The sequence below is a fragment of the Caulobacter sp. BP25 genome (assembly GCF_002737755.1).
GTDB lineage: Bacteria > Pseudomonadota > Alphaproteobacteria > Caulobacterales > Caulobacteraceae > Caulobacter.
The window spans coordinates 265,162-290,378 of the sequence record NZ_PEGH01000020.1; the positions used below are offsets into that span (position 1 = coordinate 265,162).

22 protein-coding genes are annotated in these 25,217 nt (G+C 66.2%); 10 read left to right on the forward strand and 12 right to left on the reverse strand.

Annotation, left to right across the window (positions count from 1 at the left end; translation table 11 throughout):
* The first annotated feature begins 82 nt into the window (after nt 1-82).
* From CSW59_RS20125 to CSW59_RS20135, 3 genes are all read left to right on the forward strand, one after another.
* The gene (locus tag CSW59_RS20125; RefSeq protein ID WP_201722870.1) at nt 83-1,738 is read left to right on the forward strand and encodes a M28 family metallopeptidase; all 1,656 of its coding nucleotides are present in this window, start codon (nt 83-85) and stop codon (nt 1,736-1,738) included.
* Nucleotides 1,739-1,810: 72 nt separating this feature from the next.
* Complete coding sequence (locus CSW59_RS20130) at nt 1,811-3,199, forward strand: L-serine ammonia-lyase (RefSeq protein ID WP_099445741.1); 1,389 nt, start codon at nt 1,811-1,813, stop codon at nt 3,197-3,199.
* Nucleotides 3,200-3,301: 102 nt separating this feature from the next.
* Nucleotides 3,302-4,132, forward strand: a complete 831-nt coding sequence (locus tag CSW59_RS20135; RefSeq protein ID WP_099445742.1) for a DUF72 domain-containing protein — start codon at nt 3,302-3,304, stop codon at nt 4,130-4,132.
* A 130-nt stretch (nt 4,133-4,262) separates the two neighbouring features.
* Here CSW59_RS20135 and CSW59_RS20140 read toward each other — a convergent pair whose 3' ends face one another.
* Nucleotides 4,263-5,048, reverse strand: a complete 786-nt coding sequence (locus CSW59_RS20140) for a DUF1295 domain-containing protein (RefSeq protein WP_369825799.1) — start codon at nt 5,046-5,048, stop codon at nt 4,263-4,265.
* Between the two features lie 181 nt (nt 5,049-5,229).
* Entirely contained in the window at nt 5,230-6,453 is a 1,224-nt protein-coding gene (locus CSW59_RS20145; RefSeq protein ID WP_099445743.1) for an acetyl-CoA acetyltransferase, read from the reverse strand.
* Between the two features lie 98 nt (nt 6,454-6,551).
* Between CSW59_RS20145 and CSW59_RS20150 the strand changes: the two genes are divergently transcribed.
* Entirely contained in the window at nt 6,552-7,499 is a 948-nt protein-coding gene (locus tag CSW59_RS20150) for a helix-turn-helix domain-containing protein (RefSeq protein ID WP_099445744.1), read from the forward strand.
* A gap of 58 nt (nt 7,500-7,557) precedes the next feature.
* Here the strand turns inward: CSW59_RS20150 and CSW59_RS20155 are convergent, their stop codons facing one another.
* On the reverse strand, nt 7,558-8,544 hold the full coding sequence (locus CSW59_RS20155; protein ID WP_099445745.1) for a sensor histidine kinase: 987 nt from the start codon (nt 8,542-8,544) through the stop codon (nt 7,558-7,560).
* A gap of 230 nt (nt 8,545-8,774) precedes the next feature.
* Between CSW59_RS20155 and CSW59_RS20160 the strand changes: the two genes are divergently transcribed.
* Nucleotides 8,775-10,967 carry a catalase gene (locus CSW59_RS20160; protein WP_099445746.1) on the forward strand — a complete coding sequence of 731 codons (2,193 nt, stop codon included), beginning with the start codon at nt 8,775-8,777 and terminating at the stop codon, nt 10,965-10,967.
* Nucleotides 10,968-12,238: 1,271 nt separating this feature from the next.
* On the opposite strand, the gene tuf is transcribed toward CSW59_RS20160, so the two are convergent.
* The 4 genes from tuf to rpsL all read right to left on the reverse strand — a co-directional run bounded on the left by tuf (nt 12,239) and on the right by rpsL (nt 16,593).
* A complete protein-coding gene (gene tuf, locus CSW59_RS20175) occupies nt 12,239-13,429 on the reverse strand; it encodes an elongation factor Tu (protein WP_099445748.1) in 1,191 nt (396 codons plus the stop codon).
* 120 nt (nt 13,430-13,549) lie between these two features.
* Nucleotides 13,550-15,628 (reverse strand): elongation factor G, encoded by a 2,079-nt coding sequence (gene fusA / locus CSW59_RS20180; protein ID WP_099445808.1) that lies wholly within the window; start codon nt 15,626-15,628, stop codon nt 13,550-13,552.
* 107 nt (nt 15,629-15,735) lie between these two features.
* Nucleotides 15,736-16,209, reverse strand: a complete 474-nt coding sequence (gene rpsG, locus CSW59_RS20185; protein WP_047403744.1) for a 30S ribosomal protein S7 — start codon at nt 16,207-16,209, stop codon at nt 15,736-15,738.
* A gap of 12 nt (nt 16,210-16,221) precedes the next feature.
* Nucleotides 16,222-16,593: a 30S ribosomal protein S12 gene (rpsL, locus tag CSW59_RS20190; protein ID WP_004624021.1), complete on the reverse strand. Its 372-nt coding sequence runs from the start codon at nt 16,591-16,593 to the stop codon at nt 16,222-16,224.
* Nucleotides 16,594-17,010: 417 nt separating this feature from the next.
* Between rpsL and CSW59_RS20200 the strand changes: the two genes are divergently transcribed.
* A complete protein-coding gene (locus tag CSW59_RS20200) occupies nt 17,011-17,790 on the forward strand; it encodes a hypothetical protein (RefSeq protein WP_099445749.1) in 780 nt (259 codons plus the stop codon).
* A 57-nt stretch (nt 17,791-17,847) separates the two neighbouring features.
* On the opposite strand, the gene CSW59_RS20205 is transcribed toward CSW59_RS20200, so the two are convergent.
* Nucleotides 17,848-18,474 (reverse strand): glutathione S-transferase family protein, encoded by a 627-nt coding sequence (locus CSW59_RS20205; RefSeq protein WP_099445750.1) that lies wholly within the window; start codon nt 18,472-18,474, stop codon nt 17,848-17,850.
* A gap of 123 nt (nt 18,475-18,597) precedes the next feature.
* On the opposite strand from CSW59_RS20205, the gene CSW59_RS20210 reads away from it, so the two are divergent.
* Together CSW59_RS20210 and CSW59_RS20215 are read left to right on the forward strand one after the other, a co-directional pair.
* Nucleotides 18,598-20,292 carry an acyl-CoA dehydrogenase family protein gene (locus CSW59_RS20210; protein ID WP_099445751.1) on the forward strand — a complete coding sequence of 565 codons (1,695 nt, stop codon included), beginning with the start codon at nt 18,598-18,600 and terminating at the stop codon, nt 20,290-20,292.
* Between the two features lie 71 nt (nt 20,293-20,363).
* Nucleotides 20,364-21,971 carry a serine hydrolase gene (locus tag CSW59_RS20215; protein ID WP_099445752.1) on the forward strand — a complete coding sequence of 536 codons (1,608 nt, stop codon included), beginning with the start codon at nt 20,364-20,366 and terminating at the stop codon, nt 21,969-21,971.
* 7 nt (nt 21,972-21,978) lie between these two features.
* Here CSW59_RS20215 and CSW59_RS20220 read toward each other — a convergent pair whose 3' ends face one another.
* The 3 genes from CSW59_RS20220 to CSW59_RS20230 all read right to left on the reverse strand — a co-directional run bounded on the left by CSW59_RS20220 (nt 21,979) and on the right by CSW59_RS20230 (nt 23,618).
* Nucleotides 21,979-22,587 (reverse strand): TetR/AcrR family transcriptional regulator, encoded by a 609-nt coding sequence (locus tag CSW59_RS20220; protein ID WP_099445753.1) that lies wholly within the window; start codon nt 22,585-22,587, stop codon nt 21,979-21,981.
* A gap of 165 nt (nt 22,588-22,752) precedes the next feature.
* The gene (locus tag CSW59_RS20225; protein ID WP_099445754.1) at nt 22,753-23,400 is read right to left on the reverse strand and encodes a TetR/AcrR family transcriptional regulator; all 648 of its coding nucleotides are present in this window, start codon (nt 23,398-23,400) and stop codon (nt 22,753-22,755) included.
* Nucleotides 23,397-23,618 carry a hypothetical protein gene (locus tag CSW59_RS20230; RefSeq protein WP_099445755.1) on the reverse strand — a complete coding sequence of 74 codons (222 nt, stop codon included), beginning with the start codon at nt 23,616-23,618 and terminating at the stop codon, nt 23,397-23,399. The genes CSW59_RS20225 and CSW59_RS20230 overlap by 4 nt, the downstream gene beginning before the upstream one ends.
* A 317-nt stretch (nt 23,619-23,935) precedes the next feature.
* On the opposite strand from CSW59_RS20230, the gene CSW59_RS20235 reads away from it, so the two are divergent.
* Nucleotides 23,936-24,139: a twin transmembrane helix small protein gene (locus CSW59_RS20235; RefSeq protein WP_082769664.1), complete on the forward strand. Its 204-nt coding sequence runs from the start codon at nt 23,936-23,938 to the stop codon at nt 24,137-24,139.
* A gap of 48 nt (nt 24,140-24,187) precedes the next feature.
* Nucleotides 24,188-24,766: a cob(I)yrinic acid a,c-diamide adenosyltransferase gene (locus CSW59_RS20240; RefSeq protein WP_099445756.1), complete on the forward strand. Its 579-nt coding sequence runs from the start codon at nt 24,188-24,190 to the stop codon at nt 24,764-24,766.
* A gap of 8 nt (nt 24,767-24,774) precedes the next feature.
* Here CSW59_RS20240 and CSW59_RS20245 read toward each other — a convergent pair whose 3' ends face one another.
* Nucleotides 24,775-25,044, reverse strand: coding sequence for a hypothetical protein (locus tag CSW59_RS20245; protein ID WP_099445757.1), 270 nt, complete (start codon nt 25,042-25,044; stop codon nt 24,775-24,777).
* Nucleotides 25,045-25,217: the final 173 nt, after the last annotated feature.

A 25,217-nucleotide genomic window follows, 5' to 3' on the forward strand; every position in this document is an offset into this window, starting at 1 on the left:
GGCAAGTAGCGCTGGCGACCTTCAAAAACGCCAGCTAGGTTCCCGCGCTCGACGACAAGATTTGCTCCCGAATGGAGTTGCGATGAAACGCCTGCTGCTCGCCACCGCCCTTCTCGCCGCGCCCATGCTGGCCCAGGCCGCGGACGCGCCGAAGATCGACCCCGCCAAGCTGGCGGCTCACATCAAGGTCCTCTCGTCGGACGACTTCGAAGGCCGTGGCCCGGCCACCGCGGGCGAGACCAAGACCGTCGCCTATGTCGTCGAGCAGATGAAGGCCGTGGGCCTGGAGCCCGGCGGCGACCTACAAAACGACGGGACCCGCGCCTGGACCCAGGACGTGCCGCTGGCGATGTTCGACATCGACGGCCCCGTCAGCGCCCACGTGATGGTCGGCGGTCAGCACATGATGCTGGCCCAGGGCGAGCAGGTCGCGATCCGCGCGGCCATGACCAATATCGACAAGGTCTCGATCAAGGACGCCCCTATCGTCTTCGCCGGCTATGGCGTGAAGGCCCCCGAGCGCAATTGGGACGACTTCAAGGGCATGGACCTGAAGGGCAAGCTGCTGGTCGTGCTGATCAACGACCCGGACTTCGAGACCGGTTCCGGAGACTTCGGCGGCAAAGCCATGACCTATTACGGCCGCTGGACCTACAAGTTCGAGGAAGCCGCGCGCCAGGGCGCGGCCGGCCTGCTGATCGTGCATGAGACCGCGCCCGCCTCGTACGGCTGGGCCACGGTCAAGAACTCCAACACCAACACGATGTTCGACATCGTCCGCAAGGAGCCGGCCAAGTCCCACCCCGCCCTCGAGGGCTGGATCCAGCGTGACGTGGCGGTGAACCTGTTTAAGGCCGCCGGCCTCGACTTCGAGACCCTGAAGAAGCAGGCCCAGAGCCGCGACTTCAAGCCGGTCGAACTGAAGGGCGCGACCTTCTCGGCCGACTACAAGGTCAAGCACCAGACGATCATCTCGAAGAACATCGTCGGCAAGGTCACCGGGGCCAAGCGCCCTGACGAGACCATCTTCTTCACCGGCCACTGGGACCACCTGGGCGTCGGCGCGCCGGACGCCAAGGGCGACAAGATCTATAACGGCGCCGTCGACAACGCGACCGGCATCGCCGCCATGCTGGAGATGGGTCGCCTGGCCGCCAGCGGCCCCAAGCCCGAGCGCTCGATGGTGTTCCTGGCCGTGACCGCCGAGGAAAAGGGCCTGCTGGGCTCGGAATACTACGCGGCCAATCCGCTGTATCCGCTGGCCAAGACCGTTGGCGTGCTTAACACCGACGCCCTGGACCCGTCCGCGCCGGCGCGGGATTTCACGATCTCGGGCAACGCCAAGCTGACCCTGCTGGATGACCTGATCGCCAAGGGCAAGGCCGTGGGCCGGACCTATACGCCCGACCCCGCCACCGAGGCCGGCTACTTCTACCGCTCCGACCACTTCCCGTTCGCCAAGCGCGGCGTGCCGGCGATCTCGTTCGGCTCGGGCGAGGACCTGGTCGAAGGCGGCGTGGCGGCCGGCAAGGCCGCCTCTGACGCCTATCGGATCAACGCCTATCACCAGCCTGCCGACGAATGGAACGACAGCTGGCGGCTGGACGGCATGACCGCCGACATCGCCTTGGTCTACAGCGTCGGGATCGACCTGGCCAACGCGACCCGCTGGCCCGCCTGGGGCGAGGGCTCGGAGTTCAAGGCCGTCCGCGACGCCACGGCGGCGCAGCGGAAGTAAGCGTTGAAAACTGTCATCCCGGCCAAGCGCGCAGCGCGCCGAGCCGGGATGACACATTGAATTTGTGACCCCATGACCACCTCCGTCTTCGACCTCTTCAAACTCGGCGTCGGCCCGTCGAGCAGCCACACCATGGGCCCGATGACGGCGGCAGGACTGTTCATCGGGCGGCTGCGCGCGGCGAGCCAGCTGGCGCAGGTCGCGCGGGTCGAGACGCGTCTCTACGGCTCGCTGGCCCTTACCGGACGCGGCCACGCCACCGACCGAGCCGTGATCCTGGGGCTGCTGGGCTTCGTCCCCGCCGAGCTCGATCCCGACGCCGGCGAGGCCGCGCTGCTGGAGGTCCAGGCCAGCCAGTCCCTGAAGCTGGGCGGAGAGCTCGACATCGCTTTCGACGAAGCCCGCGACATCGTCTGGCTGGGCCACGAGCGCCTGCCGCAGCATCCGAACGGCCTGACCTTCGCCGCCTACGACAAGGCCGGCCAATTGCTGGGCGAACGGACCTATTTCTCGATCGGCGGCGGCTTCGTCCGCGACGAGGCCGAGATGGGCCGCAACGCCCCGCCCGAGGAGGGCCCGCCCGTCCCCTACCCGTTCGAGAGCTCGGCCGACCTCTTGGAGCGGGCGGACGAGGCTAAGCTGACGATCGCGGAGGTCATGGCCGCCAACGAGCAGGCGCGGATGAGCCACGGCGAGATGAACGCCGGCCTCGACCGGATCTTTGGGGCCATGGAGGCCTGCATTGATCGCGGCATGCGCCAGGACGGCGTCCTGCCCGGCGGCCTGAGCGTCAAGCGCCGCGCCCGCCAGATTCACCAGACCATCCAGGGCCGGATGGAGCGCCAGATCAGCGACCCTCTGGCGGCGATGGACTTCGTCAACCTGTGGGCCATGGCGGTCAACGAGGAGAACGCCGCCGGCGGCCGCGTCGTCACCGCCCCGACCAATGGCGCCGCGGGCCTGATCCCGGCCGTGCTGCGGTTCTTCGTGCGGTTCCACAACGGCTCGCCCGAGCAGATTCGGACCTTCCTGCTGACCGCGGCGGCGATCGGCGCGCTCTACAAGCGCAACGCCTCGATCAGCGGCGCCGAGGTCGGCTGCCAGGGCGAGGTGGGCGTGGCCTGCTCAATGGCGGCGGCGGGCTTGGCCGCGGCGCTGGGCGGGACCAACGCCCAGATCGAGAACGCCGCCGAGATCGGCATGGAGCACAACCTCGGTCTCACCTGCGACCCGATCGGCGGCCTGGTGCAGATCCCCTGCATCGAACGCAACGCCATGGGCGCCATCAAGGCCATCGACGCCGCCCGCCTGGCTCTACTGGGCGATGGCCAGCACTCGGTCAGCCTCGACAAGGTCATCGCCACGATGAAGCGCACCGGCGAGGACATGAACGAGATCTACAAGGAGACCTCGATGGGGGGTCTGGCGGTGGGTCTGTCGGTGAACCGGGTGGAGTGTTGATCACGCGCCCCCTCCGGGCCTGACGGCCCTCCTCCCCCAGAGGGGGAAGAAGGACTCCTTCCGCCCCCTCCGGGGGCGGACGACCTCGCAACGCGAGGTCAGGTGGGGGCGGCTCGGCGCTTGCCGTCCGCGCTCCTTTTGCTAGGGTGCGCCACCGGAACATCAAGGGAACATCCACACATGGGCAAGATCCGAACCGGCATCGGCGGCTGGACGTTCGAGCCCTGGCGGGGGACCTTCTATCCCGACGATCTCAAGCAGAAAGACGAGCTGAAATACGCGTCGTCTAAGCTGACCAGCCTCGAGATCAACGGCACCTACTATTCGACCTTCAAGCCCGACAGCTGGATGAAGTGGCGCGACGAGACGCCCGAGGATTTCGTGTTCTCGGTCAAGGCCAGCCGCTTCTGCACCAACCGCAAGATCCTGTCGGCCAACGGCGAGTCGATCGGCAAGTTCCTGAGCCAGGGGCTGGACCTGCTGGGGCCCAAGCTGGGCGCCATCAACTGGCAGTTCATGGCCACCAAGAAGTTCGAGCCGGCGGATTTCGAGGGGTTCCTGCAATTGCTGCCAAAAGAGCTAAACGGCGTGCGGCTGCGTCACGCGCTGGAGGTCCGTAACCCGACCTTCGCCTGCCAGGAATTCTACGATCTGGCGGCCAAGCACGGCGCGGCCATCGTCTACGCTGTCGACGACGAGGAGCCGACCTGGCCCTGCATCGACCAGCCCACCGCCGACTTCACCTACGCCCGGCTGATGTCCAGTAAGCCCGACGAGCCGACCGGCATGACCTCGGAGGAGTTGGACGGGATCGCCAAGCAGGCCCGCGCGTGGGCCAAGCGCGGGGATGTGTTCGCCTACTTCATCGCCGGGGCCAAGGTGCGGAACCCGGCGGCGGCGATGGCGCTGATTGGGAAGCTGGGGGCGGCGTAAGCGCCCCCTCCGTCTCGTCGCTTCGCGCCGATCCACCTCCCCCGTTGCACGGGGGAGGATGTCGCCTCCTCCTCACCCGCGAAGCGGGGGAGGTGGCGCGCTGCGGATACGCGGCGTGGCGGAGGGGGCGCTAGACCTTCCTAGGAAACCACGGCACGAACCCGTTGGTCCGCGCCACATACTCCGCATAGCCGGGCTTGGACTTCTTCATCTTGCCCTCGGTGGTCGGCACGCCGCTCCACTTGGTCAGCAGGAAGGTGATCAGCACCGGGCCCGGCAGGGCCCAGGCGCCCAAGCCCGTCTCGGCGGCGATCAGATAAAGACCCCACCAGACGCAGGCGTCGCCGAAATAGTTCGGGTGGCGGGTGTAGCGCCACAGGCCCTGGTCCATGACCTTGCCGGCGTTGTCGGGGTTGGCCTTGAAGGCGGTCAGCTGGGCGTCGCCGATGGTCTCGAACAGGATGCCGATGATCGTCAGCGCCGCGCCGGCATAGGCCAGGGCGCCCAGCGCGCCCGGCCCCTGGCCCAGCTGCACCGGCAGGGCGACCAGATAGCTCAGCACCGCCTGCAGGCCGAAGACGATGATCAGCGAGGTGGTGGCGAAGCTCCACTGCTTGGTCTTCTCATAGTGGGCGAAGATCGCGACGTAGCGGCGGTCGGCGCCGTGCTTGCGCCAGCGCCACAGCAGATAGACCCCCAGCCGCGCCGCCCACAGGGTGCAGAGCCCCGTCAGCAGCAGGCCATGCGGCGTGTGCTGTCCCTGCAGCAGCGTGCTCCAGGCCAAGAGCGCCATGCTCGGCCCCCACCAGGCGTCGATGAAGCTGACGTCCCGGGTCCGCAGACTGACGACCCAGAGGGCCAGGAACGCGACCGCCGAGACGGCGGCGTTGACGGCGAGGAGGGTCAGCAGGGGCATGGGTGGCTCTGGGCGGAAGATGCGGTTGATACGGGCGGCGAGGCGTTTTGGTTGTTGATCCTCCCCCGTATCGCGGGGGAGGTGGCCCGAAGGGTCGGAGGGGGCCAGCACGGCATGGGTCCAGTTCGCCCCCTCCGTCGCTCCGCGACACCTCCCCCGCATCGCGGGTGAGGATCTCAGCTCACGTCCCCACGACAAAACTCACCGTCGTCGTGGTCGATCCGCCGATGTTCAGCGTCTGCACCGTCCTGGCGCCCTCGACCTGGTAGTCGCCAGCGCGATCCGAAGTCTGTTTCCAGGCGTCGAGCAGCATCCGAACGCCGGTGGCTCCGACCGGGTGGCCGGTACCGATCAGGCCGCCGGAGGGGTTGATCGGCAGACGCCCGCCCATGGCGATGTCGCCCGCCTCGATCGCCTTCCAGCTCTCGCCCGGCGCGGTCAGGCCCAGGTGGTCGATGGCCATGTATTCGGTGGCGGTGAAGCAGTCGTGGGTCTCGACCGCGTCGACCTCGGAGACGTCTGACGCGATCCCGGCCCGGGCGCGGGCGTCCAGGATGGCCCGGCGCACCTGCGGGAAGACGTAGGGCTCGTCGCGCGAGGCCTCGACCTTGCGAGCATAGCTCAGCGGCGCCGAGCGGTGCCCCCAGCCCTTGATGCGCGGAATGCTCTCGAGCGGAATCCCCCGCGCGTCGGCATAGGCCTTGGCCCGCGCCTCGGAGGCCAGAAACACCACGGCCGTCCCGTCGGTGACCTGGCCGCAGTCCTGCTTGCGCGTGCGCCCCTCGACTACCGGATTGGCCTCATCATTGGCGGTGAAGGCCTCGGGCCCGAAGTCCCAGCCGCGCGTCTGGGCGTTGGGATTGCGCCGGCCGTTGGCGAAATTGACCTCGGCGATGCCCATCAGGTGCTCGTATTTCAGCCCATAGCGCCGGTCGTACTCGTCGGCGAGGTCGGAGAAGGCGCGCGGCCACAGGAAGCGGGCGTCCTGGAATTCGTGGCCGGCCCAGGCGGCGGTCCCTAAGTTCTCGGCCGCCTTCTGGCCAGGGACGTTGCGCATCTGCTCGATGCCGACGACGCAGGTCAGGTCATAGCGCCCGGCCTCGATCTCGGCCGTGGCCGCCAGGATGGCGACGCTGCCCGAGGCGCAGGCCGCCTCGTGCCGGGCGGTCGGCAAACCGTCAAAGGCGGGATGCACCAGGCCGAACATACCGCCCAACAGGCCCTGGCCCGCGAACAGCTCAGCGGCGAAGTTGCCGACGTGGCCAGTCTCGACGTCTTCGGGATCGAGGTCGACGGCGGCCAGCCCCTGGCCCACGGCCTCGGCGAAAGCGTCGGCCAGTTCCTTGCCCTCGCGGGCCCAGTTGGCGGCGAAGTCGCTCTGCCAGCCGCCCAGCACATAGACCATGCCGGCTCCTCCCGTTTTCTAGTTAGTTCGATTATACAAGTGACTTGCGGGGAGTCCACGCCGTTGACACGCCGCGCCGAAGCGTCCCACCAAGCAGCATGACCCCTCAAGAGGTCCCCGCCGCGTCGCCGGCCCTGGTCCGCCGCAGTTCAGCCGCCCGCGCGCTGAACCTGATCGGCGACCGCTGGACCCTGCTGATCCTGTACGCAGCCTTCATGGGCGTGAAGCGCTTCGGCGGCTTCGCGGCCATGACCGGCGTGGCGCGCTCGCTGCTGACCGATCGCCTGAAGCGGCTTGAGACCGCCGGTGTGCTGGCGCGGGTGCTCTATCAGGAGCGGCCGCCGCGCTATGAGTACCGGCTGACGGCGATGGGCCGCGATCTCTATGACTCGGCGCTGATGCTGCTGGGCTGGGAGATGCGCTGGCGCTTTGATCCCGCCTGCCCCTCGCACCAGATCGTCCACACGACCTGCGGCCAGCCGCTGCGCCCGGTGCTGGTCTGCAAGGCTTGCGGCGAGGCGGTGAAGGTGCGCGACGTCACCGTCTCGCCCGGCCCCGGCGCGGGGCTGGAGCCCGCCCCACCCGCTCGCCACTCGCGCCGCGCCCGAGGCGACGACGTCGGCGGCCCGTCGCTGCATCCGATGCTGGAGCGCGGGATCGAGGTGCTGGGCGACCGCTGGACCGCTCACGTCCTGGCGGCGGCCTTCTATGGCAGGCGCCGGTTCACCGACTTCCAGGAGGAGCTGAAGGTCGCCAGCAACATCCTGACTGATCGCTTGGGCCGCCTGGTCGAGCGGGGCATGCTGGAGCGCGTGCGCTATCAGGAACGGCCTGAGCGCTGGGAATATCGACTGACGAAAGAGGGCCGTGACTTCTTTCCCTTGATCGTCGCTTTGATGGGCTGGGGCGATTGCTGGTTGGCAGAAAGTGAGGGAAATCCTGAAATCCTGACACATCACTGCGGAGCGCGCCTGGAACCCGTTGTGCGGTGTGGCGCGTGCGAGGGCGCGGTGGAGGTAGGCAATACGCAGCTAGCGACGAGTTGAAGATGCCCCCTAGGCCCTTTCGGGCCCCTCCCCCGCATCGCGGGAGAGCATCTTTTGCTCAATCCCGGCGCGGCGCGTAGCTCAGGCGACAGACGGTCCAGCCGTCCTCGCGCGCCATCTCGAACCGTCCCCCCAGCTGCTGAGCCATGGCCCGGACGATGCGCAGGCCAAGGCTCTTGGAGCGCGCGGGGTCGAAGCCCGACGGCGGCGCTGCGCCGTCGTTGCTGACGCTTAAGCGGTGGGTCAGGCCGGTCTGGTCCAGGCGCACGCGCACCTGCCCTTCTCCCGCCTCGCCGAACCCGTGCTCGAGGGCGTTGTTGAAGCTCTCCAGCATCATCAGGGTCACGGGCGTGGCCTGGTCGGGGTGCAACGGTTCGTCGCCGCCCTCGATGTCCAGGGTCACGCGAGCCCCGGCGGCAGCGGCGGCGCTGGCCAGCAGCGTCTCGGCGAAGGCACGAAACGGCACGGGCTCGCCCACGGCGTTGTGCAGCTCGCGCTGGATCTGGGCGATCACCTCGATCCGCGCGCCGGCCTGGTCAAGGACTTGGCGGGCGTCGACGTCCATGACGCCCTGCCCTTGCAGCCGCAGCAGTGCGCCGGCCACCTGCAGGTTGTTGCTCACCCGGTGGTGCAGCTCGCGATAGAGTAGGTCGCGGCTCTCGGCCAGCTGGCGATAGCGCTCGCGCTCGGCCCGCAGCTGGTCCAGAGCCTGCCGCATCCCGTCGATGAAGAAGATGTCGACCGCGACCACGAAGACGTAGAAGCCCAGCGCCAACGCCACCGGAAAGCTGATGCTGAACCCCCGCGCTGACGGGATGAAGAAGTACCAGGCAGCCAGGCCGCACAGTGTCGCGCACAGGATCGCCGGCCGCAGACCCAGGAAGTAGGCGCAGACGACCACGGCCGGGAAGAAGGTCACATAGGGAAAGCCAGGCGGAAACAGCCCATCCAGGCCCAGCCTGAGAAGGAAAGACAGGGCCGCGATCAGCACCGCCAAGGCATAGCGCGTCGAAGGACTGCCTTTGATCTTGCCCCTCAGGTCCAAGGTCGCCTCCCTGTTCAGAGAACGGTGCTCGCTTTTTCCACTAGCGCCGTCAAGCGGGTACCCGACATAGCGGGGAAGTAGGATGTCTCTGATTGAGCGAGAGAAATACGCCTGCTCTGGCCAAAAGCCGTGGCCTGCCGGGCGGTCGCCGATATGCCGCGCTGCCGATCGCAACCTCGATCTCGCGCGGACGTTATCCCGCCAACTTCCCCAAAACCGAAAGACGCCCCATGGCCATCCCGGCAAAAACCAAGGCCAGCAAGGCCCCGCGCGACGGCGCAAAGTCCACCGCGACCAAGGTTCCTCAGCCCGCCGGTCCGTCGACCGAAGGCGAAACCTTGATCGCGCCGGGCGGCGAGACGCACCAGCAGGCCGACGGTCCGGACACCCAGCTGACCACCAACCAGGGCGTGCCGATCGCCGACAATCAGAACTCGCTGAAGGCGGGCGCGCGCGGCCCCGTGCTGCTGCAGGACTTCATCCTGCGCGAGAAGATCACGCACTTCGACCACGAGCGCATTCCCGAGCGCGTGGTCCACGCCCGGGGCTCGGCCGTGCACGGCTTCTTCGAGTGCCTGGACTCCTGCGCCGACGTCACCAGCGCCGATTTCCTGCAGCGCCCGGGCGAGCGCGTCCCGGTATTCACCCGCTTCTCGACCGTGGCCGGCAACAAGGGCTCGGCCGATCTGCCGCGCGACGTTCGCGGCTTCGCGGTCAAGTTCTACACCGGCCAGGGCAACTTCGATCTCGTCGGCAACAACATGCCGGTGTTCTTCATCCAGGACGCCATCAAGTTCCCCGACCTGATCCACGCGGCCAAGCAGGATCCCGACCGCGAGTTCCCCCAGGCCGCCACCGCCCATGACACGTTCTGGGACTTCATCTCGCTGACGCCGGAAAGCATGCACATGATCATGTGGGCGATGAGCGACCGGGCCATTCCGCGCTCGCTGCGGATGATGGAGGGTTTTGGCGTCCACACCTTCCGCCTGATCAACGCCGAGGGGATCAGCACCTTCGTCAAGTTCCACTGGCGGCCCAAGCTGGGCTCGCAGTCGGTGGTCTGGGACGAGGCCGTGAAGATCAACGGCGCCGACCCCGACTTCCACCGCCGCGACCTGTGGGAAGCTATTGAAGGCGGCGACTTCCCCGAGTGGGAGTTCTGCCTGCAGGCCTTCACCCAGGAACAGGCCGACGGTTTCGACTTCGACGTGCTGGACGCCACCAAGCTGATCCCCGAGGAGGTCATCCCCCTGCGCGTGGTCGGCCGCATGGTGCTGGACCGCAACCCCGACAACTTCTTCGCCGAGACCGAGCAGGTCGCCTACTGCGCCGCCCACGTGGTGCCAGGGATCGACTTCACCAACGACCCGCTGCTGCAAGGCCGGCTGTTCTCGTACCAGGACACCCAGCTCAAGCGCCTGGGCGGGCCCAACTTCCATCAGATCCCGATCAACCAGCCCAAGTGCCCCTTCCACAACCTGCAGCGCGACGGGCACATGCAGATGGGCGTACCCAAGGGCCAGGTGAACTACGAACCGTCGACACTCGGCGCCGACGTGGCCCGCGAGTCGCTGGAGCGGGGCTATCACACCTTCCCCAATCCGGAGGCGGGCGAGCAGCTGCGCCTGCGGCCCGAGACCTTCGCCGACCACTACACCCAGGCGCGCCTGTTCTTCGCCAGCCAGACCAAGCCCGAGCAGGACCACATCATCGCCGCCCTGGTCTTCGAGCTCAGCAAGTGCGTGACGCCGCGCGTCCGTGAGGCGGTGCTGTCGCGCCTGATCCATATCGACGCTTTCCTGGCGCAGTCGGTGGCCGAGGGCCTGGGCTTCACCGGCCAGATCGTTCCGGCGCCGGCCCCGATCTCGGCCAAGGACATGGATCCTTCGCCCATGCTCAGCATCCTGGCCAAGGCGCAGCCGACCCTGGATGGCCGCAAGGTCGGGGTCATGGTCAGCGACGGCTGCGACGAGGCGCTGGTCGCCAAGCTGAAGGCCGCCGTCGAGGCCGCCGGCGCGCGCCTGCAGGTCATCGCCCCGACCATCTACGGCGTGACGACCGCCGGCGGCGAACTGCTACCCGCCGATCACAGGATCGACGGCGGCCCCTCGGTGCTGTTCGACGCGGTGGCGATCCTGCCTTCGCAAGACGGCGGCGAGCAGCTGGCGATGGAGGCGGCGGCGGTCAACTTCCTGCGCGACGCCTATGGCCACCTGAAGGCCATCGCCTACCTGCCCTCGGCCGGGCCGTTGTTCGCGGCGGGCGGGATCACCGACGTCGGACCCGATGATGACGCGGGCCTGATCGCCCTGCCCGACGCCAGCCTCGACGCCTTCATCGCCGCGGCCTCGGCCGGTCGCGTCTGGGCGCGCGAACCGCTGGTGCGTCCGCCGCCCAAGCCGCTGGTGGTCGCGGCGTAGGGGCGGGCGGTCAATCAGCCGGGACCCCAGGGGCGACCGCTATGCGCCGGCCCTGGGAGGTCGGGTTGCGACCCTGAGCGGACGTTGGCTCAGCAACGCTCCTCCGTCACGATGCGTAGGCAAGGACGCCTTGGTTGCAAAAATTGCCGACACGACCAATCGGCGCGTTTGCACTCATCGGCGTACCCACATTCAGACCGCTTCAACCATCCGAATGAGTGCGAGCCGGAAAAGAGGCTATACCTTGACGTCTACTATAGCCGACGTCATCACGCGGCTCTTAGCTGCCGATGGGGCAGCAACGCTCGACGCTCGCTCAGCGAGCCATGACATGTAGACGTCGAGAGAAGCGGTCCGAAGATCGCCATTCACAGCATCGACACCCATGTGCTCTATGCCGCCCAATTCCTTCAGCGTTTTCAACTGAATGAGTGTGGACTCCGCCTGCTCAGGCGACATCGCCAAAACGTCTCTCGTCCGAGCGTCGCGAGATGGAGAGGCTCCTCCCTTGAAAACCGCGCCAGTCGAGCCCGGGGCTTCGTGATCTGCTTTAGCTTTGGCTCGGTCTTGCTCGGTCTGCGTCGTCTAAACTCGCCGCGTTGAAACCTTACCGGCGGCGGCGGCGGCGGCCTCCAATCTCGTCCTGGCGTCATATTCTAGCCAATTGATGCGCGGCCTTATGGCGTCCGTCATGTCGTTTCTCGCCGGTTCAAGGTCGGTCTGGCCCAAACCCAAGCAGGATTGGGGCCATGACTGCGGCTGTCTTTGCCCTAACCTTTTTGGGCCGCGCCCTAACCCTCTGAGATCGCTAGGGCGGCCCCCCCCCCTCCATGCCGATCTGAAGGTCCACCGCCTTCGCAGTCACCTAGCTGCCTGGCGCTATTCGCTGCCGTTGGCATAGCTCCAGGAACGCGACATTCAGCAGGCGGTGCGACTGGCAGCGAACGACCCTAGTCGGACCCAACCCTATAAAGCTCCGTCATTCCCGCCCTTGTGGCGGGAACCCCTGGTTCAGCTGACACGTGAGATGCAAGCGGACTGCTTAGCAGTCCGCCACGGTCGCCCTTTCGGCGGATAGAGAGGTTCCCGCCACAAGGGCGGGAATGACGAGACTTATTGAGCAGATGGGGAGGTCCGCGTTCCACCCTATTCGGACATCTCAAACGTCCGCTCGCCATCGCCTCGTCGCTATAGCCCCCCAAAGCAAAAGGCCCCGGAGATTGCTCTCCGGGGCCTTCGCATTTTCTAGCCGAAGCTAAGACGGTCGAGGATTACTCAACGATCTTCGCGACGACGCCGGCGCCGACGGTGCGGCCGCCTTCACGGATGGCGAAGCGCAGCTTCTCTTCCATGGCGATCGGGGTGATCAGCTCGACGTCCAGCTCGGCGTTGTCGCCCGGCATGATCATTTCCACGCCTTCGCGCAGCTTGATGATGCCCGTCACGTCCGTCGTGCGGAAGTAGAACTGCGGACGGTAGTTGGTGAAGAACGGGGTGTGACGGCCGCCTTCTTCCTTGGTCAGGATGTAGGCTTCGGCCACGAACTTCGTGTGCGGGGTGATCGAACCCGGCTTGCAGAGCACTTGGCCGCGCTCGACGTCTTCACGCTTGGTGCCGCGCAGCAGCACGCCCACGTTGTCGCCGGCTTGACCTTGGTCCAGCAGCTTGCGGAACATTTCGACGCCCGTGCAGGTGGTCTTTTGGACCGGACGGATGCCGACGATTTCGACTTCTTCGCCGACCTTGACGATGCCGCGCTCGACGCGACCGGTGACCACGGTGCCGCGGCCCGAGATCGAGAACACGTCTTCGACCGGCATCAGGAAGGGCAGGTCGACCGGACGTTCCGGCTGCGGGATGTAGGTGTCGACCGAGGTCATCAGCTCGAGGATGCGGTCTTCGCCGATGGCCGGATCACGGCCTTCGACGGCGGCCAGGGCCGAGCCCTTGGTGATCGGGATGTCGTCGCCCGGGAACTGGTAGGACGACAGCAGCTCACGAACTTCCATTTCGACGAGCTCGAGCAGCTCTTCGTCGTCGACCATGTCGACCTTGTTCATGAACACGACCAGGGCGGGCACGCCGACCTGACGGGCCAGCAGGATGTGCTCGCGGGTCTGCGGCATCGGGCCGTCGGCGGCCGACACGACCAGGATCGCGCCGTCCATTTGGGCCGCGCCGGTGATCATGTTCTTCACGTAGTCGGCGTGGCCGGGGCAGTCGACGTGAGCGTAGTGACGGTTTTGCGTCTCATACTCGACGTGAGCGGTGTTGATCGTGATGCCGCGGGCCTTTTCTTCCGGCGCGGCGTCGATGTCGGCGTAGTTCTTGGCGGTCGCGCCGCCGGTCTTCGCCAGCACGATCGTGATCGCGGCCGTCAGCGTCGTCTTGCCATGGTCAACGTGACCGATGGTGCCGATGTTGCAGTGCGGCTTGTTACGTTCGAACTTTTCCTTGGCCATCTTCTTAGCTCCAGGACCCCAGAGGGGCCTTCAGTTTGATTGGACTACTTCTGGGGTGAGCAGGAGAGGGCTTGTGGGCCCTCTCCGGTTCCGCGTCTAGGCTTTTCCGGAAGGAAAGGCTCAGCCGTACTTCTTGATCACTTCGTCGGCGACGTGCTGCGGCACCGGCTCGTAGTGGTCATAGACCATGCTGAACTGGGCGCGGCCCTGGGACATGCCCCGCAGCGTGTTCACATAGCCGAACATGTTGGCCAGCGGCACGAAGGCGTTCACCACCGTGGCGTTGCCGCGCATGTCTTGACCTTGGATCATGCCCCGGCGGCTGTTCAGATCGCCGATGACCGAGCCCAGGTATTCTTCCGGCGTCACGACCTCGACCTTCATGATCGGCTCGAGCAGCTTGGGCGAACCCTTTTCGCGCAGTTCCTTGAAGGCGGCGCGCGAGGCGATTTCGAAGGCCAGGACCGACGAGTCGACGTCGTGGTACTTGCCGTCCGTCAGGGTCGCCTTGAAGTCGATCAGCGGGAAGCCGGCCAGCAGGCCGCTGTCCTTGACCGATTCCAGGCCCTTTTGGACGCCGGGGATGTATTCCTTCGGCACCGCGCCGCCGACGATCGCGCTTTCGAACACGAAGCCCGAACCCGGCTCGCCCGGTTCGAAGGTGATCATGACGCGGGCGAACTGGCCCGTACCACCGGTTTGCTTCTTGTGCGTGTAGTCGATGTCGACCTTGCGGCCCAGCGATTCACGATAGGCAACCTGCGGCGCGCCGATGTTGGCTTCGACCTTGTAGGTCCGCTTCAGGATGTCGATCTTGATGTCGAGGTGCAGCTCGCCCATGCCCTTCAGGATCGTCTGGCCGCTTTCGAAGTCGGTCGAGACGGTGAAGGACGGATCTTCGGCGGCCAGCTTCTGCAGGGCGACGCCCAGCTTTTCCTGGTCGGCCTTGGACTTGGGCTCAACGGCGATTTCGATAACCGGGGCCGGGAATTCCATGCGCTCGAGGATGACCGGCGACTTCAGCGGATCGCACAGGGTGTCGCCGGTGCGGGTTTCCTTCAGGCCGGCCAGGGCGACGATGTCGCCGGCATAGGCTTCCTTGATGTCTTCGCGGTTGTTGCTGTGCATCAGCAGCATGCGGCCGACGCGCTCGCGCTTGTCGCGCGTGGCGTTGAGCAGGCCCATGCCGGTTTCCAGCTTGCCCGAATAGATGCGGCAGAAGGTCAGCGAACCGACGAAGGGGTCGTCCATGATCTTGAACGCCAGAACCGACAGCGGCTCTTCGTCCGAGGCGTGACGGACGACTTCTTCTTCGGTCTTGAAGTCGATGCCCTTGGTCGGCGGGATGTCCAGCGGCGACGGCAGGTAGTCGACGACGGCGTCCAGCAGCGTCTGCACGCCCTTGTTCTTGAAGGCCGAGCCGCAGAGGATCGGATAGAAGGCGCCGGTCAGAACGGCCTTGCGCAGGCACTTCTTGATCGTGGCTTCCGACGGCTCTTCGCCGCCCAGATAGGCTTCCATCGCTTCGTCGTCGAGTTCGACGGCGTTCTCGACCAGATAGGCGCGGGCTTCGATCGCCTTGTCCATCAGGTCGGCGGGGATTTCCTCGTCGCGGAAGTTCGCGCCCAGGGCGTCGTTGTCCCAGATCACGGCCTTCATGCGGACCAGGTCCACCAGGCCCTTCAGGTTCGTTTCCGAACCGATCGGGAATTGGATCGGCACGGCCTTGGCGCCCAGACGGTCACGGATCGATTCCACCGACTTGTCGAAGTCGGCGCCGATCTTGTCCATCTTGTTGACGAAGACGATGCGCGGAACCTTGTACTTGTCGGCCTGGCGCCAGACGGTTTCCGTCTGCGGCTCGACGCCGGCGTTGCCGTCCAGCACCGTCACGGCGCCGTCGAGCACGCGCAGGCTGCGTTCGACTTCGATGGTGAAGTCGACGTGCCCGGGGGTGTCGATGATGTTCAGGCGCTTGCCGTTCCAGAAAGCGGTCGTCGCGGCCGACGTGATCGTGATGCCGCGCTCCTGCTCCTGCTCCATCCAGTCCATGGTGGCCGCGCCATCGTGGACTTCGCCGATCTTGTGCGACTTACCCGTGTAATACAGGATCCGTTCGGTCGTCGTGGTCTTACCGGCGTCGATGTGCGCCATGATGCCGAAGTTACGGTAGTCTTCGATTTTATGCTGGCGGGCCATGATGAAGCTCTGCGTAGCGCTGCGGTGAGGCAGGGACATTTAAACGTGCGGCGCGGGCGGTTTATCGCAAACCGCCCGCGCCTGAAAGAGTGCTGGTCGCGAAAAGCTTACCAGCGATAGTGCGAGAACGCCCGGTTGGCTTCAGCCATCTTGTGGGTGTCTTCGCGCTTCTTCACGGCGGTGCCGCGGTTGTTCGAGGCGTCGAGCAGCTCACCGGCCAGCTTCTCGGTCATGGTGTTTTCGCCACGCTTGCGAGCGGCGGTCACCAGCCAACGGATGGCCAGGGCGCGGCGACGGTCCGGACGGACTTCAACCGGCACTTGGTAGGTGGCGCCGCCGACGCGGCGCGACCGGACTTCGATCGCCGGGGCGACGTTGTCCAGAGCGGAGTGGAAGGTCTCCAGCGGACCTTGGTCCTTGCGCTTGGATTCCAGGATGTCGAAAGCACCATAGATGATGTTTTCGGCGACGGCTTTTTTGCCCTCGTACATCACGTAGTTCATGAACTTCGTGACAATCAGATCCCCAAACTTGGGGTCCGGCAGGACTTGGCGTTTCTCGGCGCGACGGCGGCGGGACATTCTTCTTCTTCCTTACTTCGGACGCTTGGCGCCGTAGAGCGAACGACGCTGCTTACGATCCTTGACACCTTGGGTGTCGAGGACGCCGCGCAGGATGTGATAACGGACGCCGGGCAAGTCCTTGACGCGGCCGCCGCGGATGAGCACCACCGAGTGCTCCTGCAGGTTGTGACCTTCGCCCGGGATGTAGCACACGGCTTCGATGCCGGTGGTCAGACGGACCTTGGCGACCTTACGGAGAGCCGAGTTCGGCTTCTTCGGGGTCGTGGTGTAAACGCGGGTGCAAACGCCGCGACGTTGCGGGCAGCCCTTCAGGGCGGGCACCTTGTTCCGCACCGGCTTCGGAGAGCGCGGCTTACGGATGAGCTGGTTAATGGTAGGCATTAAGTCTCTGCTCTGATGGAAGCGTGTGCCTTTCGGCCGAGGCGCTTCAGGTCCTTGTCTTTGTTGTTCTTGGTTCAAGGCTCCGCAAGGAGACCCGATAAACACGAAACTCGCCGGGACGCGGGATGCATACCGGCGGGTTCAGATCCCTCAAGCGAAAGCCATCGGGAACGTAGGCTCATCAGGACGGACGCGAACGACCGCCTCGAAAAAGAGCGCGGTATTTACTCGCGAAGGAGCCTTACGTCAATCGCCTGTTCCGGCGTCGGTTAACGCCGCCTTAAGGCTGGTGCGACGGTCAAGATTCCGCCACTCCAGGCTGTGCAAGCTCGCCCTAGGAGCGTGGGCGAAGATTGCGGCTTGTTTCAGAGGCTGCTCTCGCCATGTGGGGAAGACACGGCGAGTTTGGAAGGGCGGTTGGCGAGCGGCGTTGGGATCAGGGCGGCGGACAGACGACAGGCAGCGATTCTCGCTGGCTCGCTGCTGCTGCATGTCCTGGTGCTAGCCTGGCTGGCCCTGCCCGCCCCGCCGCTGATGGAGCAGATCTTGGCCGACGACCTGCGGAGCGTGCAGGTCGATCTGATCCGCCCAGAGCGACAAGAATTGCCCATGACGCGCCCCGCCGCCGCGCGGGCGGCAAGCGCCCCCTCCCCCGTCCTGCCGTTTCAGGTGCGACAGCCCCTCCGCCCCGCCCCGGCCGGCGTGCCGACGCTACGGGTCCCGGCCGCCGGAATCGCCAGGCCCGGCACCGCCATCCGCCCAGCGCCTCTGCCCGGCGAGGCCGCCGGCGACCTGCGCACGGCGCTTCGCGCCAGCACGGGCTGCGCCAACGCCGACGTTGTGGGCCTAAACCGCCGGGAGCGCGAGACGTGTGACGAGCGCTTCGGCGCGGCCAAGGCCAAAGGCGATCCGCTGTCGGGCATGAGCGCCGCCAAGCGCCAGGCTCTTGAAGCCCAAGGCGCGGCCCAGCGCGCTTACAAGGACTATGTCGACGGCCCGATGGGGCCGGGCGTCGACCACCGCAGTCGCGAGCACCCTGGTACGATGAAGGAAATCCCCTTCGTGCTCGGCGCAGAGCAGGACGGCCTGGGCCGCCCCCGCAAGGACGTGGTCGACCAGATCCGCAAGAAGCAGGACGTCGAGGACCGGGCGCGCAAGTATCTGGAGCTGCGCAAGAAGGCGGGTGAAGAGCCGTAGGGCCGGCTCTTCTCGAACCGCGCTGGCCCCCAAACAGCGCGGCGGTGTTTGAAACCCTCACGCTCCCAGCGCGTAGGGTCCGCTCTTGGACAGCGCAGCCTTCCAAGCCGGCCGAGCGTGCATGGTTTCGATCCAGGCGGCCATGTGCGGATAGTCGGCCAGCTTGCCCATGGCTTTCGCCACCTCGGGCACGAAGCTCATCTGGATGTCGGCGCCGGTCAGGCTGTCGCCGACAAAGAAATCCCGCCCCGCCAGACTCTGGTCGACGAAGGACAGGTGATTGGCGATCTCGGACTGGATGCGCGGATGCAGCGGTGCGCCGGCCAGGCCCAGGCGGCCGACATACATATTAAGCAGCAGCGGCAGCATGGCCGAGCCCTCGGCGTAGTGCAGCCACTGTTGATAGACGTCGTAGTCGGCGCTGGCCAGATCGGGCGCCAGGCGGCCGCCGGCGTGGCGACGGATCACATAGTCGATGATCGCCCCGGACTCGATGATCACGTGGCCTGCGTCCTCGATCACCGGCGACTTGCCCAGCGGATGAACATCGGTCAGCGACGGCGGGGCCAGGCGCGTCTGCGGGTCGCGGGTGTGCTGGACGATCTCGTAGGGCAGGCCCAGCTCCTCCAGCAGCCAAAGGATCCGCTGCGAGCGTGACTCGTTGAGGTGGTGGACCTTGAGCATCGGACTCCCCGTTTTGTGATCTTTATGCTGCAGCGCGGCATTGCTCGCAGATGCGAAATGCGCCACGGTGAAAGAAAACAATTGTTTGGCTTAAAACACGCGTTTGGCCAAGGGGAGCAAGCCATGACCACGACGATCGCGCGGGACAGCGCTGAAAACCTCGTTCTTCCAGGCCTGATCGGCCTGCTGCGCGAGGCCGCCGACGCGGCGGGGCTGTTCGTGGCCGAGGCCAAGCCCGCCGTCCTGGCTCATATCGCTGCAGATGGCGGAAAGGTCGATCGCAAGCTGGCCGACGTCCACCAGCACCGCGTCCACGGCTATGGCTGGTACGCCTCGTACGCTGAGCTTTTGAACCAGGTCGCCGGCTGGGCCGAGCGGCTGGAGGCCGAGGGGCGGTTTGGCGAGATCGAGGCCCTGCTGGCCCAACTCCTATTCTCCGAATACTGCGCCCAGTTGGTCGGCGGCGTGCCGATGAACCAGAGCGAGATCGTCCGCCCGGCGCATCTGGTCGAGGATCGCGCGGTCCTGAACCGCCTCTATTCCAACGGCCTGATGAAGCTGATGGTCGAGGGCGGGACGCAGGCCGTCAAAACCCGGATCGCCCAACGCCTGGCCGAGGCGCGCGGCCGGCCGACGTTGGAATATGCCGGCCTCGACGAGACCTTCGAGATGATCCGCGACCAATTCCACGCCTTCGCCGAGGAGAAGGTCACCCCCTTCGCTCACCAATGGCACCTGAAGGACGAACTGATCCCGCTGGAGCTGGTTGAAGAGCTGGGCGAACTGGGCGTCTTTGGCCTGACCATCCCCGAGGAATATGGTGGCAGCGGCATGGGCAAGCTGGCCATGTGCGTGGTCTCCGAAGAGCTGTCGCGCGCCTGGATCGGTGTCGGCTCGCTGGCCACCCGCTCGGAGATCGCCGGCGAGCTGATCCTGACCGGCGGCACGGAAGACCAGAAGCAATACTGGCTGCCCAGGATCGCCAGCGCCGAGATCCTGCCGACCGCCGTCTTCACCGAGCCGAACACGGGCTCGGACCTCGGCGCCTTACGCACCCGCGCCGAGCTGAAGGGCGACAGCTACGTCGTGACCGGGAACAAGACCTGGATCACCCACGCCGCCCGCGCCGACGTGATGACACTGCTGGTCCGCACCGAGCCGGGCACCACCGACTATCGCGGCCTTTCGATGCTGCTGGCGCCCAAGCCGCGTGGGACGAACGAGGCCCCCTTCCCGGCGGAAGGCATGAGCGGCGGCGAGATCGAGGTGATCGGCTATCGCGGCATGAAGGAATACGAGCTGGCCTTCGACGGCTTTACCGTGCCGACCGAGAACCTCTTGGGCGGCGTTCCGGGCCAGGGCTTCAAGCAGCTGATGGCCACCTTCGAGAGCGCCCGCATCCAGACCGCCGCCCGCGCGGTCGGCGTGGCCCAGGCCGCGCTGGAGACTGGCCTTGGCTATGCGCTGGACCGCAAGCAGTTCGGCCAGGCGATCTTCGAGTTCCCGCGCGTTGCCAACAAGCTGGCCATGATGGCCGCCGAGATCATGGGCGTGCGCCAACTGACCTATTTCGCCGCCCGCCAGAAGGACGAGGGCAAGCGCTGCGATCTTGAAGCCGGCATGGCCAAGCTGATCGCCGCCCGCGTCGCCTGGGCCGCCGCCGACAACGCCCTGCAGATCCACGGCGGCAACGGCTTTGCGATGGAGTACGCCGCTAGTCGCCTGCTGGCCGACGCGCGGATCTTGAACATCTTCGAGGGGGCGGGCGAGATTCAGGCGCAGGTTATCGCGCGGCGCCTGCTGGACGGCGGGAACTAGCAGCGCCCCCCTTGTCCGCCGCCGGAGCATCGGCATAGCCTCGCGCCCTTTCCCCTTCCAAGGACGCGTCCATGCTGACCACGACCCGCCGCTCCGCCCTCGTCTCGGCCCTGGCGACCACGGGCCTGGCGGCGTTCGGGAGCCGGGCGTTCGCGCAGGAAACCGGGGCCGTCGCCGCCGCCGTCGACCAGTTCGCCCAGCAGGTGATGGCCGCCTTCCCCGACCAGCCGGGCCTGGGGATCACCGTGGTCGAGCGCGGCAAGACCACCCTGGCCAAGGGCTACGGCGTCAAGACGCTGGGAACCCAGGACCGCTGCGACGAGAACACGATCTTTGGCATCGCCTCGAACACCAAGGCCATGACCGCCGCCCTACTGGGCATGCTGATCGAGGAAGGTCGCCTGGCCTGGGACGATCCGGTCACCAAGCACCTGCCCGATTTCGTGATGAGCGATCCGACCGTCACCAAGCTGATGACGGTCCGCGACCTGCTGGTCCATCGCAGCGGCCTGACGCTGGGGGCAGGCGACCTGATGCTCTGGCCCGCGCCCACCCACACCCGGGCCGAGATCGTGGCGGGGCTTAAATACCTGCCGATCGGCGGCCAGTTCAGGGGCGGGTACGCCTATGACAACGTCCTCTATGTCGTCGCCGGCGCGGTGATCGAAGCGGTCACCGGCCAGACCTGGGAAGCGGTGATCAAGAGCCGGATCTTCGATCCCTTGGGCATGACCAGCACGGTCGCCAGCCCCGCCCTGGTCGACAGGTCCCGCCGCGCCTCGCCGCACGCGCGCCTGGGTCCGCCAACGCGGGGGCTGGGGCCCCAGACGGCGCTGCCCTTCGACGCCAGCTTCGACGCCGCAGCGCCGGCGGGCGGAACCAATTCGACGCCCAAGGACATCGCCCGCTGGATGCAGGTGCAGCTGGGCCTGGGAATGCTGCCAAACGGCAAGCGCTTATGGAGCGAGCCCACCGCCCGCGAGATGTGGCGGCCGCACACGATCACCAGCTGGTCGGAAGGACCGACGGACGACAATCCCGCTCGCCCCTCGATGCAGGCCTATGGCCTAGGCTGGTTCGTCCAGGATCATCGCGGCGAGCGGATTGTTTGGCACACCGGAGGCCTGGCCGGCTTCATCTCCTATACGGCCCTGCTCCCCGGCCGGAAGTCGGGGATCATGATCATGACCAACGCCGAGGAGACGCCGGTGCTGCGGTCGCTGCGCTATGGCGGCGCCGACCGCCTGCAGGGCCGCGCCGATTACGACTGGATCGCTTCCAGCAAGCGGCTCCAGGCCGAGAGCGACGCCCAGGCGCTGAAGGATCTGGCCAGGGCCACCGCCCCCTCGTCCGGCGCCAAGCCCAGCCTGCCTCTGGAGGCCTATGCGGGCGTCTATCGCGACCCCTGGTACGGCACGGTGACGATCACGCTCGTCGGCAAGGGAAAGGCCAAGGCTCTGCGGGTCTCGTTCGACAAGACACCCGCCCTGCGCGGCAAGCTGGAACCGTTCGACGGCGAGACCTTCAAGACCACCTTCGACGACCGCACACAGGAGGACGCCTTCTTTACCTTCGACCTCAAGGACGGACACGCGGTCTCGGCCTTGGTCAAGGCGGTCTCGCCGCTGGCGGACTTCAGCTACGACTATCAGGACCTGCGGCTGAGCCGGGTGTCCTGACACCCCCTCAGCGAGGCTTCCAGCCCTCCGCGATCATCGCGATCTGCTTGTCCATCACCGCCGACATCTGGGCGGCGGGAAGCACCCCGCCCGCCGTGGCCGCCATCCGGTAGTTCCAGGCATAGGCGGCCTTCAGGGTGTCGGCGATCAGCGGCAGGTCGAGATCCTCGCGCACCTCGCCCTTGCTGACCCCATCCCGCAGAACGTCGAGCAGCATCTGCGTCAGGCGCGGATTGCGGCCATAGGGCTTCACCCCTGGGTCGTTGCTGGGATTGTACGAGGCGGCGATGTGGGCCAGGAACAGCTTCACCCGCCGCGTCTCGAACGCATAGTGGATGGCGAAGATCGAGCAAAGCTTGTCAGCCGTGCTCCCCCGCAGGAACGGAACCACCCGATCGAACTCGGCGTAGAGTTCGCTCAGTCGATGGTCCATCACATGGCTCAGCACCTCCGCCTTGGAGGCGAAGGTCGTGAACACGCTGCCGACCGAGACCCCCGCCCGCTCCGCGATGGCGCGGATGGTGGTCTCGTCGTATCCGATCTCATTGAACAGGTCGCGCGCGGCTTCGAGAACCTTCTCGCGCGTCGCGGCCTTCTGTTCGTTCCTTACGCCCACGCACGTCCCCCTCGAACACGCCAGCGTCACGATTGACTTCAAAGACGCACCATCCCCCCCCCGGGGAATGGTCGCGCCGATCGTTAGAGGCTGCCTGTTTGTGATAGAAAGATCAAAAACAGATAAACGGGATCTATCTCAAACACTTAGAGCACCTGCCACGCTCTAGGCGGCGGCGCCCGCGAGAATGATCTTCAGTTGATTCGAGAGATGCTCGAGCAGAGCCTCCACCGACCAGCCGTCGTAAACGACCCGACGATAGTTGGCGAGATACACATCCCAGATGATCTCCGCCAACAGCTTGGCGTCGACATCGCTCTTCAGCTGCTTTTGCTCGACGCCGCGCTGTAGCGCCTCGTCGATCAACTGGAAGACACGCTTGAGCTCCGTGCGAGCGCGGCGCTCGGCCGCTTCCGACCGGGTCCAGGAGACCGCGATGTTGGCGCGTAGCAGCGGCAGCTGCTCGACGTGGAAGCTGTAGGCGACGCCGAACAGACCCAGCAGCGCCTCGTCCACCGTCTTGGCGTTGCGGGCGGCCTGGATCATCTGAGCGTAGATGACCTCGTAGTCGGCGGTCAGGATTTCCTCGAACAACTCCGACTTGTCGGCGAAGCTGGCGAAGACCGCGCCAGTCGACATGCCGGCAGCCTGGGCGATATCACGGATGGTCGCGCCCTCGTAGCCGCGCTCGCTGAACAGGCGGCGGGCGGCGGCCAGCACGCGCTCACGCGTGCGCTGCTTGGCCAGCGCCCGGCGGGTCAGCTTCACCGGGGTTTCGTCACCCTGGTCGATATTGACGGAAACGAAGCTCATGCGGCGGCCTCCAGGCGGGCGAGAGCGGCTTCAGCGCGCTTCTCGAACTCGGTGCAATATTCATCGACGACATTCTGAAGAACGTCGGCGTAACGACGGGCCAACTGGCGGCCGTCCTGCGCGGCGTCGCGCAGATCGGTGATCAGCTGGCGGACTTCGGCGAGGGCCTCTTCACGCTCTAGCGCGGAGGGGTCCACAGAGCGGGCGCTCTGAGCCATGCGGCAGTCTCCTACCCCCCGCTGGGGCCAGTGAAAGCGTTGAACGATCTCGATGGGGGAGGTTGATCGTGTTCAACGAACGCAGACTACTAAACAAGACGCGGGGGCCTTAACGCCAGGGAAGCGCGTTGGCAACCGCGAAAACTCACTCGAAATGCGTAAGTGATCACGCTCAACCTAGATATGCGAGCGCTACCTAGGCGTCACTGCGTCATTTTGCCCATCGAACCAGTTCGTCGAACATGCTCAATGAATATGGATTGACATGGCGTAGCGCTGCTCTGGCGCGTCGCCTCGCGAGCCCTTATCGTAGGGCCATGTCCCATCTGTTCGATTTCCTGGTCCCGGCCGCTCTTCTGGCGGTCCTGATCGCCTTGGGCGCGGGTCTTTACGCGCTGTTCCGTGGAGGCGACTTCGGGCGTTCCTATTCCAACAAGCTGATGCGGCTGCGGGTGCTCCTGCAATTCATCGCCATCATCGTCCTGGTCGCCGCCGCCTTCTGGTGGCGTAAGGGCGCTTAAGGCTCGCTCTTTAGATAGCGCCACTCAGGGAACGAGAGTCCGCGACGCATGGTCACGCTGAACCGCATCTATACCCGCACCGGCGACGCCGGCTCGACACGCCTGGCGACCGGAGCGCCGGTAAGCAAGGCCTCGCAACGGGTCGAGGCGTATGGAGGGGTCGACGAGACCAACGCCGCCATTGGTCAGGCGCGACAGCATACCGCAGGCGATCCGGCGCTCGACGCCATACTGGAGCGCATCCAGAACGACCTCTTCGACCTGGGCGCCGACCTCGCCACGCCGGAGCAGCACGGCAAGCCCGAGTGGGAACCGCTGCGTATTCTCGACAGCCAGGTCGAGCGGCTGGAGCGCGAGATCGACCAGCTGAACGCCGAACTTGAGCCGCTGACCTCGTTCGTGCTGCCAGCCGGATCGCCCGCCGCCGCAGCCCTGCACGTGGCGCGGACCGTCTGCCGGCGCGCCGAGCGCGGCTGCGTGGCCCTGATGACGGTGGAGGGCGAGATCGTGGGCGCGCCCGCCATAAAGTACCTGAACCGCCTGTCGGACCTGTTGTTCGTCGCCGCCCGCTGGACCAACGACAAGGGCAAGGCCGACGTGCTGTGGAAGCCCGGCGCGACGCGCTAGGGCGGAGACTACTTCTTCGGCTGAACCGCGCTCTGCGCAGCCGCCGGCGGGGCGTCAGTCTCGCCATTGATCGGCGGCACGTTCGCGGGACGGCGGGTCAGGGTCTCGATCGGATAGACCGTGGCGCACTTCAGCCACTTGCCGGCCCAGGCGCCCCCACGCGCCTCGCAGCGCTCCTTTGGCCAGACCCACATCGCATGATAGGCCAGCACGCCCCCGCTGCTGAGCAGGAACAGGCCGATGAAGACATACTTCAGGCGGGTGATGGTCTTGTTCATGCGCGGCCCCTTAGCGCCTTTCCGTCCTTAAGGGAATGAGCCGCGCATCGCCTCGCGATCTCTTCCCGCGCGGAGAGACCTACGATCGTTTGAACCCGCACAGCGATAACGCATTACGCTTACGCCAAGGGAAACTTGCATTGCGGCGCGCAAGCGCTAAGTCGATTGGCAAG

What these genes read in the sequence shown, in the direction of transcription:
- CSW59_RS20125 (WP_201722870.1), top strand. Translation starts at nt 83, where the DNA reads ATGAAACGCCTGCTGCTCGCCACCGCCCTTCTCGCCGCGCCCATGCTG.
- CSW59_RS20130 (WP_099445741.1), top strand. Translation starts at nt 1,811, where the DNA reads ATGACCACCTCCGTCTTCGACCTCTTCAAACTCGGCGTCGGCCCGTCG.
- CSW59_RS20140 (WP_369825799.1), bottom strand. Translation starts at nt 5,048, where the DNA reads ATGCCCCTGCTGACCCTCCTCGCCGTCAACGCCGCCGTCTCGGCGGTC.
- CSW59_RS20145 (WP_099445743.1), bottom strand. Translation starts at nt 6,453, where the DNA reads ATGGTCTATGTGCTGGGCGGCTGGCAGAGCGACTTCGCCGCCAACTGG.
- CSW59_RS20150 (WP_099445744.1), top strand. Translation starts at nt 6,552, where the DNA reads ATGACCCCTCAAGAGGTCCCCGCCGCGTCGCCGGCCCTGGTCCGCCGC.
- CSW59_RS20160 (WP_099445746.1), top strand. Translation starts at nt 8,775, where the DNA reads ATGGCCATCCCGGCAAAAACCAAGGCCAGCAAGGCCCCGCGCGACGGC.
- tuf (WP_099445748.1), bottom strand. Translation starts at nt 13,429, where the DNA reads ATGGCCAAGGAAAAGTTCGAACGTAACAAGCCGCACTGCAACATCGGC.
- fusA (WP_099445808.1), bottom strand. Translation starts at nt 15,628, where the DNA reads ATGGCCCGCCAGCATAAAATCGAAGACTACCGTAACTTCGGCATCATG.
- rpsG (WP_047403744.1), bottom strand. Translation starts at nt 16,209, where the DNA reads ATGTCCCGCCGCCGTCGCGCCGAGAAACGCCAAGTCCTGCCGGACCCC.
- rpsL (WP_004624021.1), bottom strand. Translation starts at nt 16,593, where the DNA reads ATGCCTACCATTAACCAGCTCATCCGTAAGCCGCGCTCTCCGAAGCCG.
- CSW59_RS20205 (WP_099445750.1), bottom strand. Translation starts at nt 18,474, where the DNA reads ATGCTCAAGGTCCACCACCTCAACGAGTCACGCTCGCAGCGGATCCTT.
- CSW59_RS20210 (WP_099445751.1), top strand. Translation starts at nt 18,598, where the DNA reads ATGACCACGACGATCGCGCGGGACAGCGCTGAAAACCTCGTTCTTCCA.
- CSW59_RS20215 (WP_099445752.1), top strand. Translation starts at nt 20,364, where the DNA reads ATGCTGACCACGACCCGCCGCTCCGCCCTCGTCTCGGCCCTGGCGACC.
- CSW59_RS20225 (WP_099445754.1), bottom strand. Translation starts at nt 23,400, where the DNA reads ATGAGCTTCGTTTCCGTCAATATCGACCAGGGTGACGAAACCCCGGTG.
- CSW59_RS20230 (WP_099445755.1), bottom strand. Translation starts at nt 23,618, where the DNA reads ATGGCTCAGAGCGCCCGCTCTGTGGACCCCTCCGCGCTAGAGCGTGAA.
- CSW59_RS20235 (WP_082769664.1), top strand. Translation starts at nt 23,936, where the DNA reads ATGTCCCATCTGTTCGATTTCCTGGTCCCGGCCGCTCTTCTGGCGGTC.
- CSW59_RS20240 (WP_099445756.1), top strand. Translation starts at nt 24,188, where the DNA reads ATGGTCACGCTGAACCGCATCTATACCCGCACCGGCGACGCCGGCTCG.
- CSW59_RS20245 (WP_099445757.1), bottom strand. Translation starts at nt 25,044, where the DNA reads ATGAACAAGACCATCACCCGCCTGAAGTATGTCTTCATCGGCCTGTTC.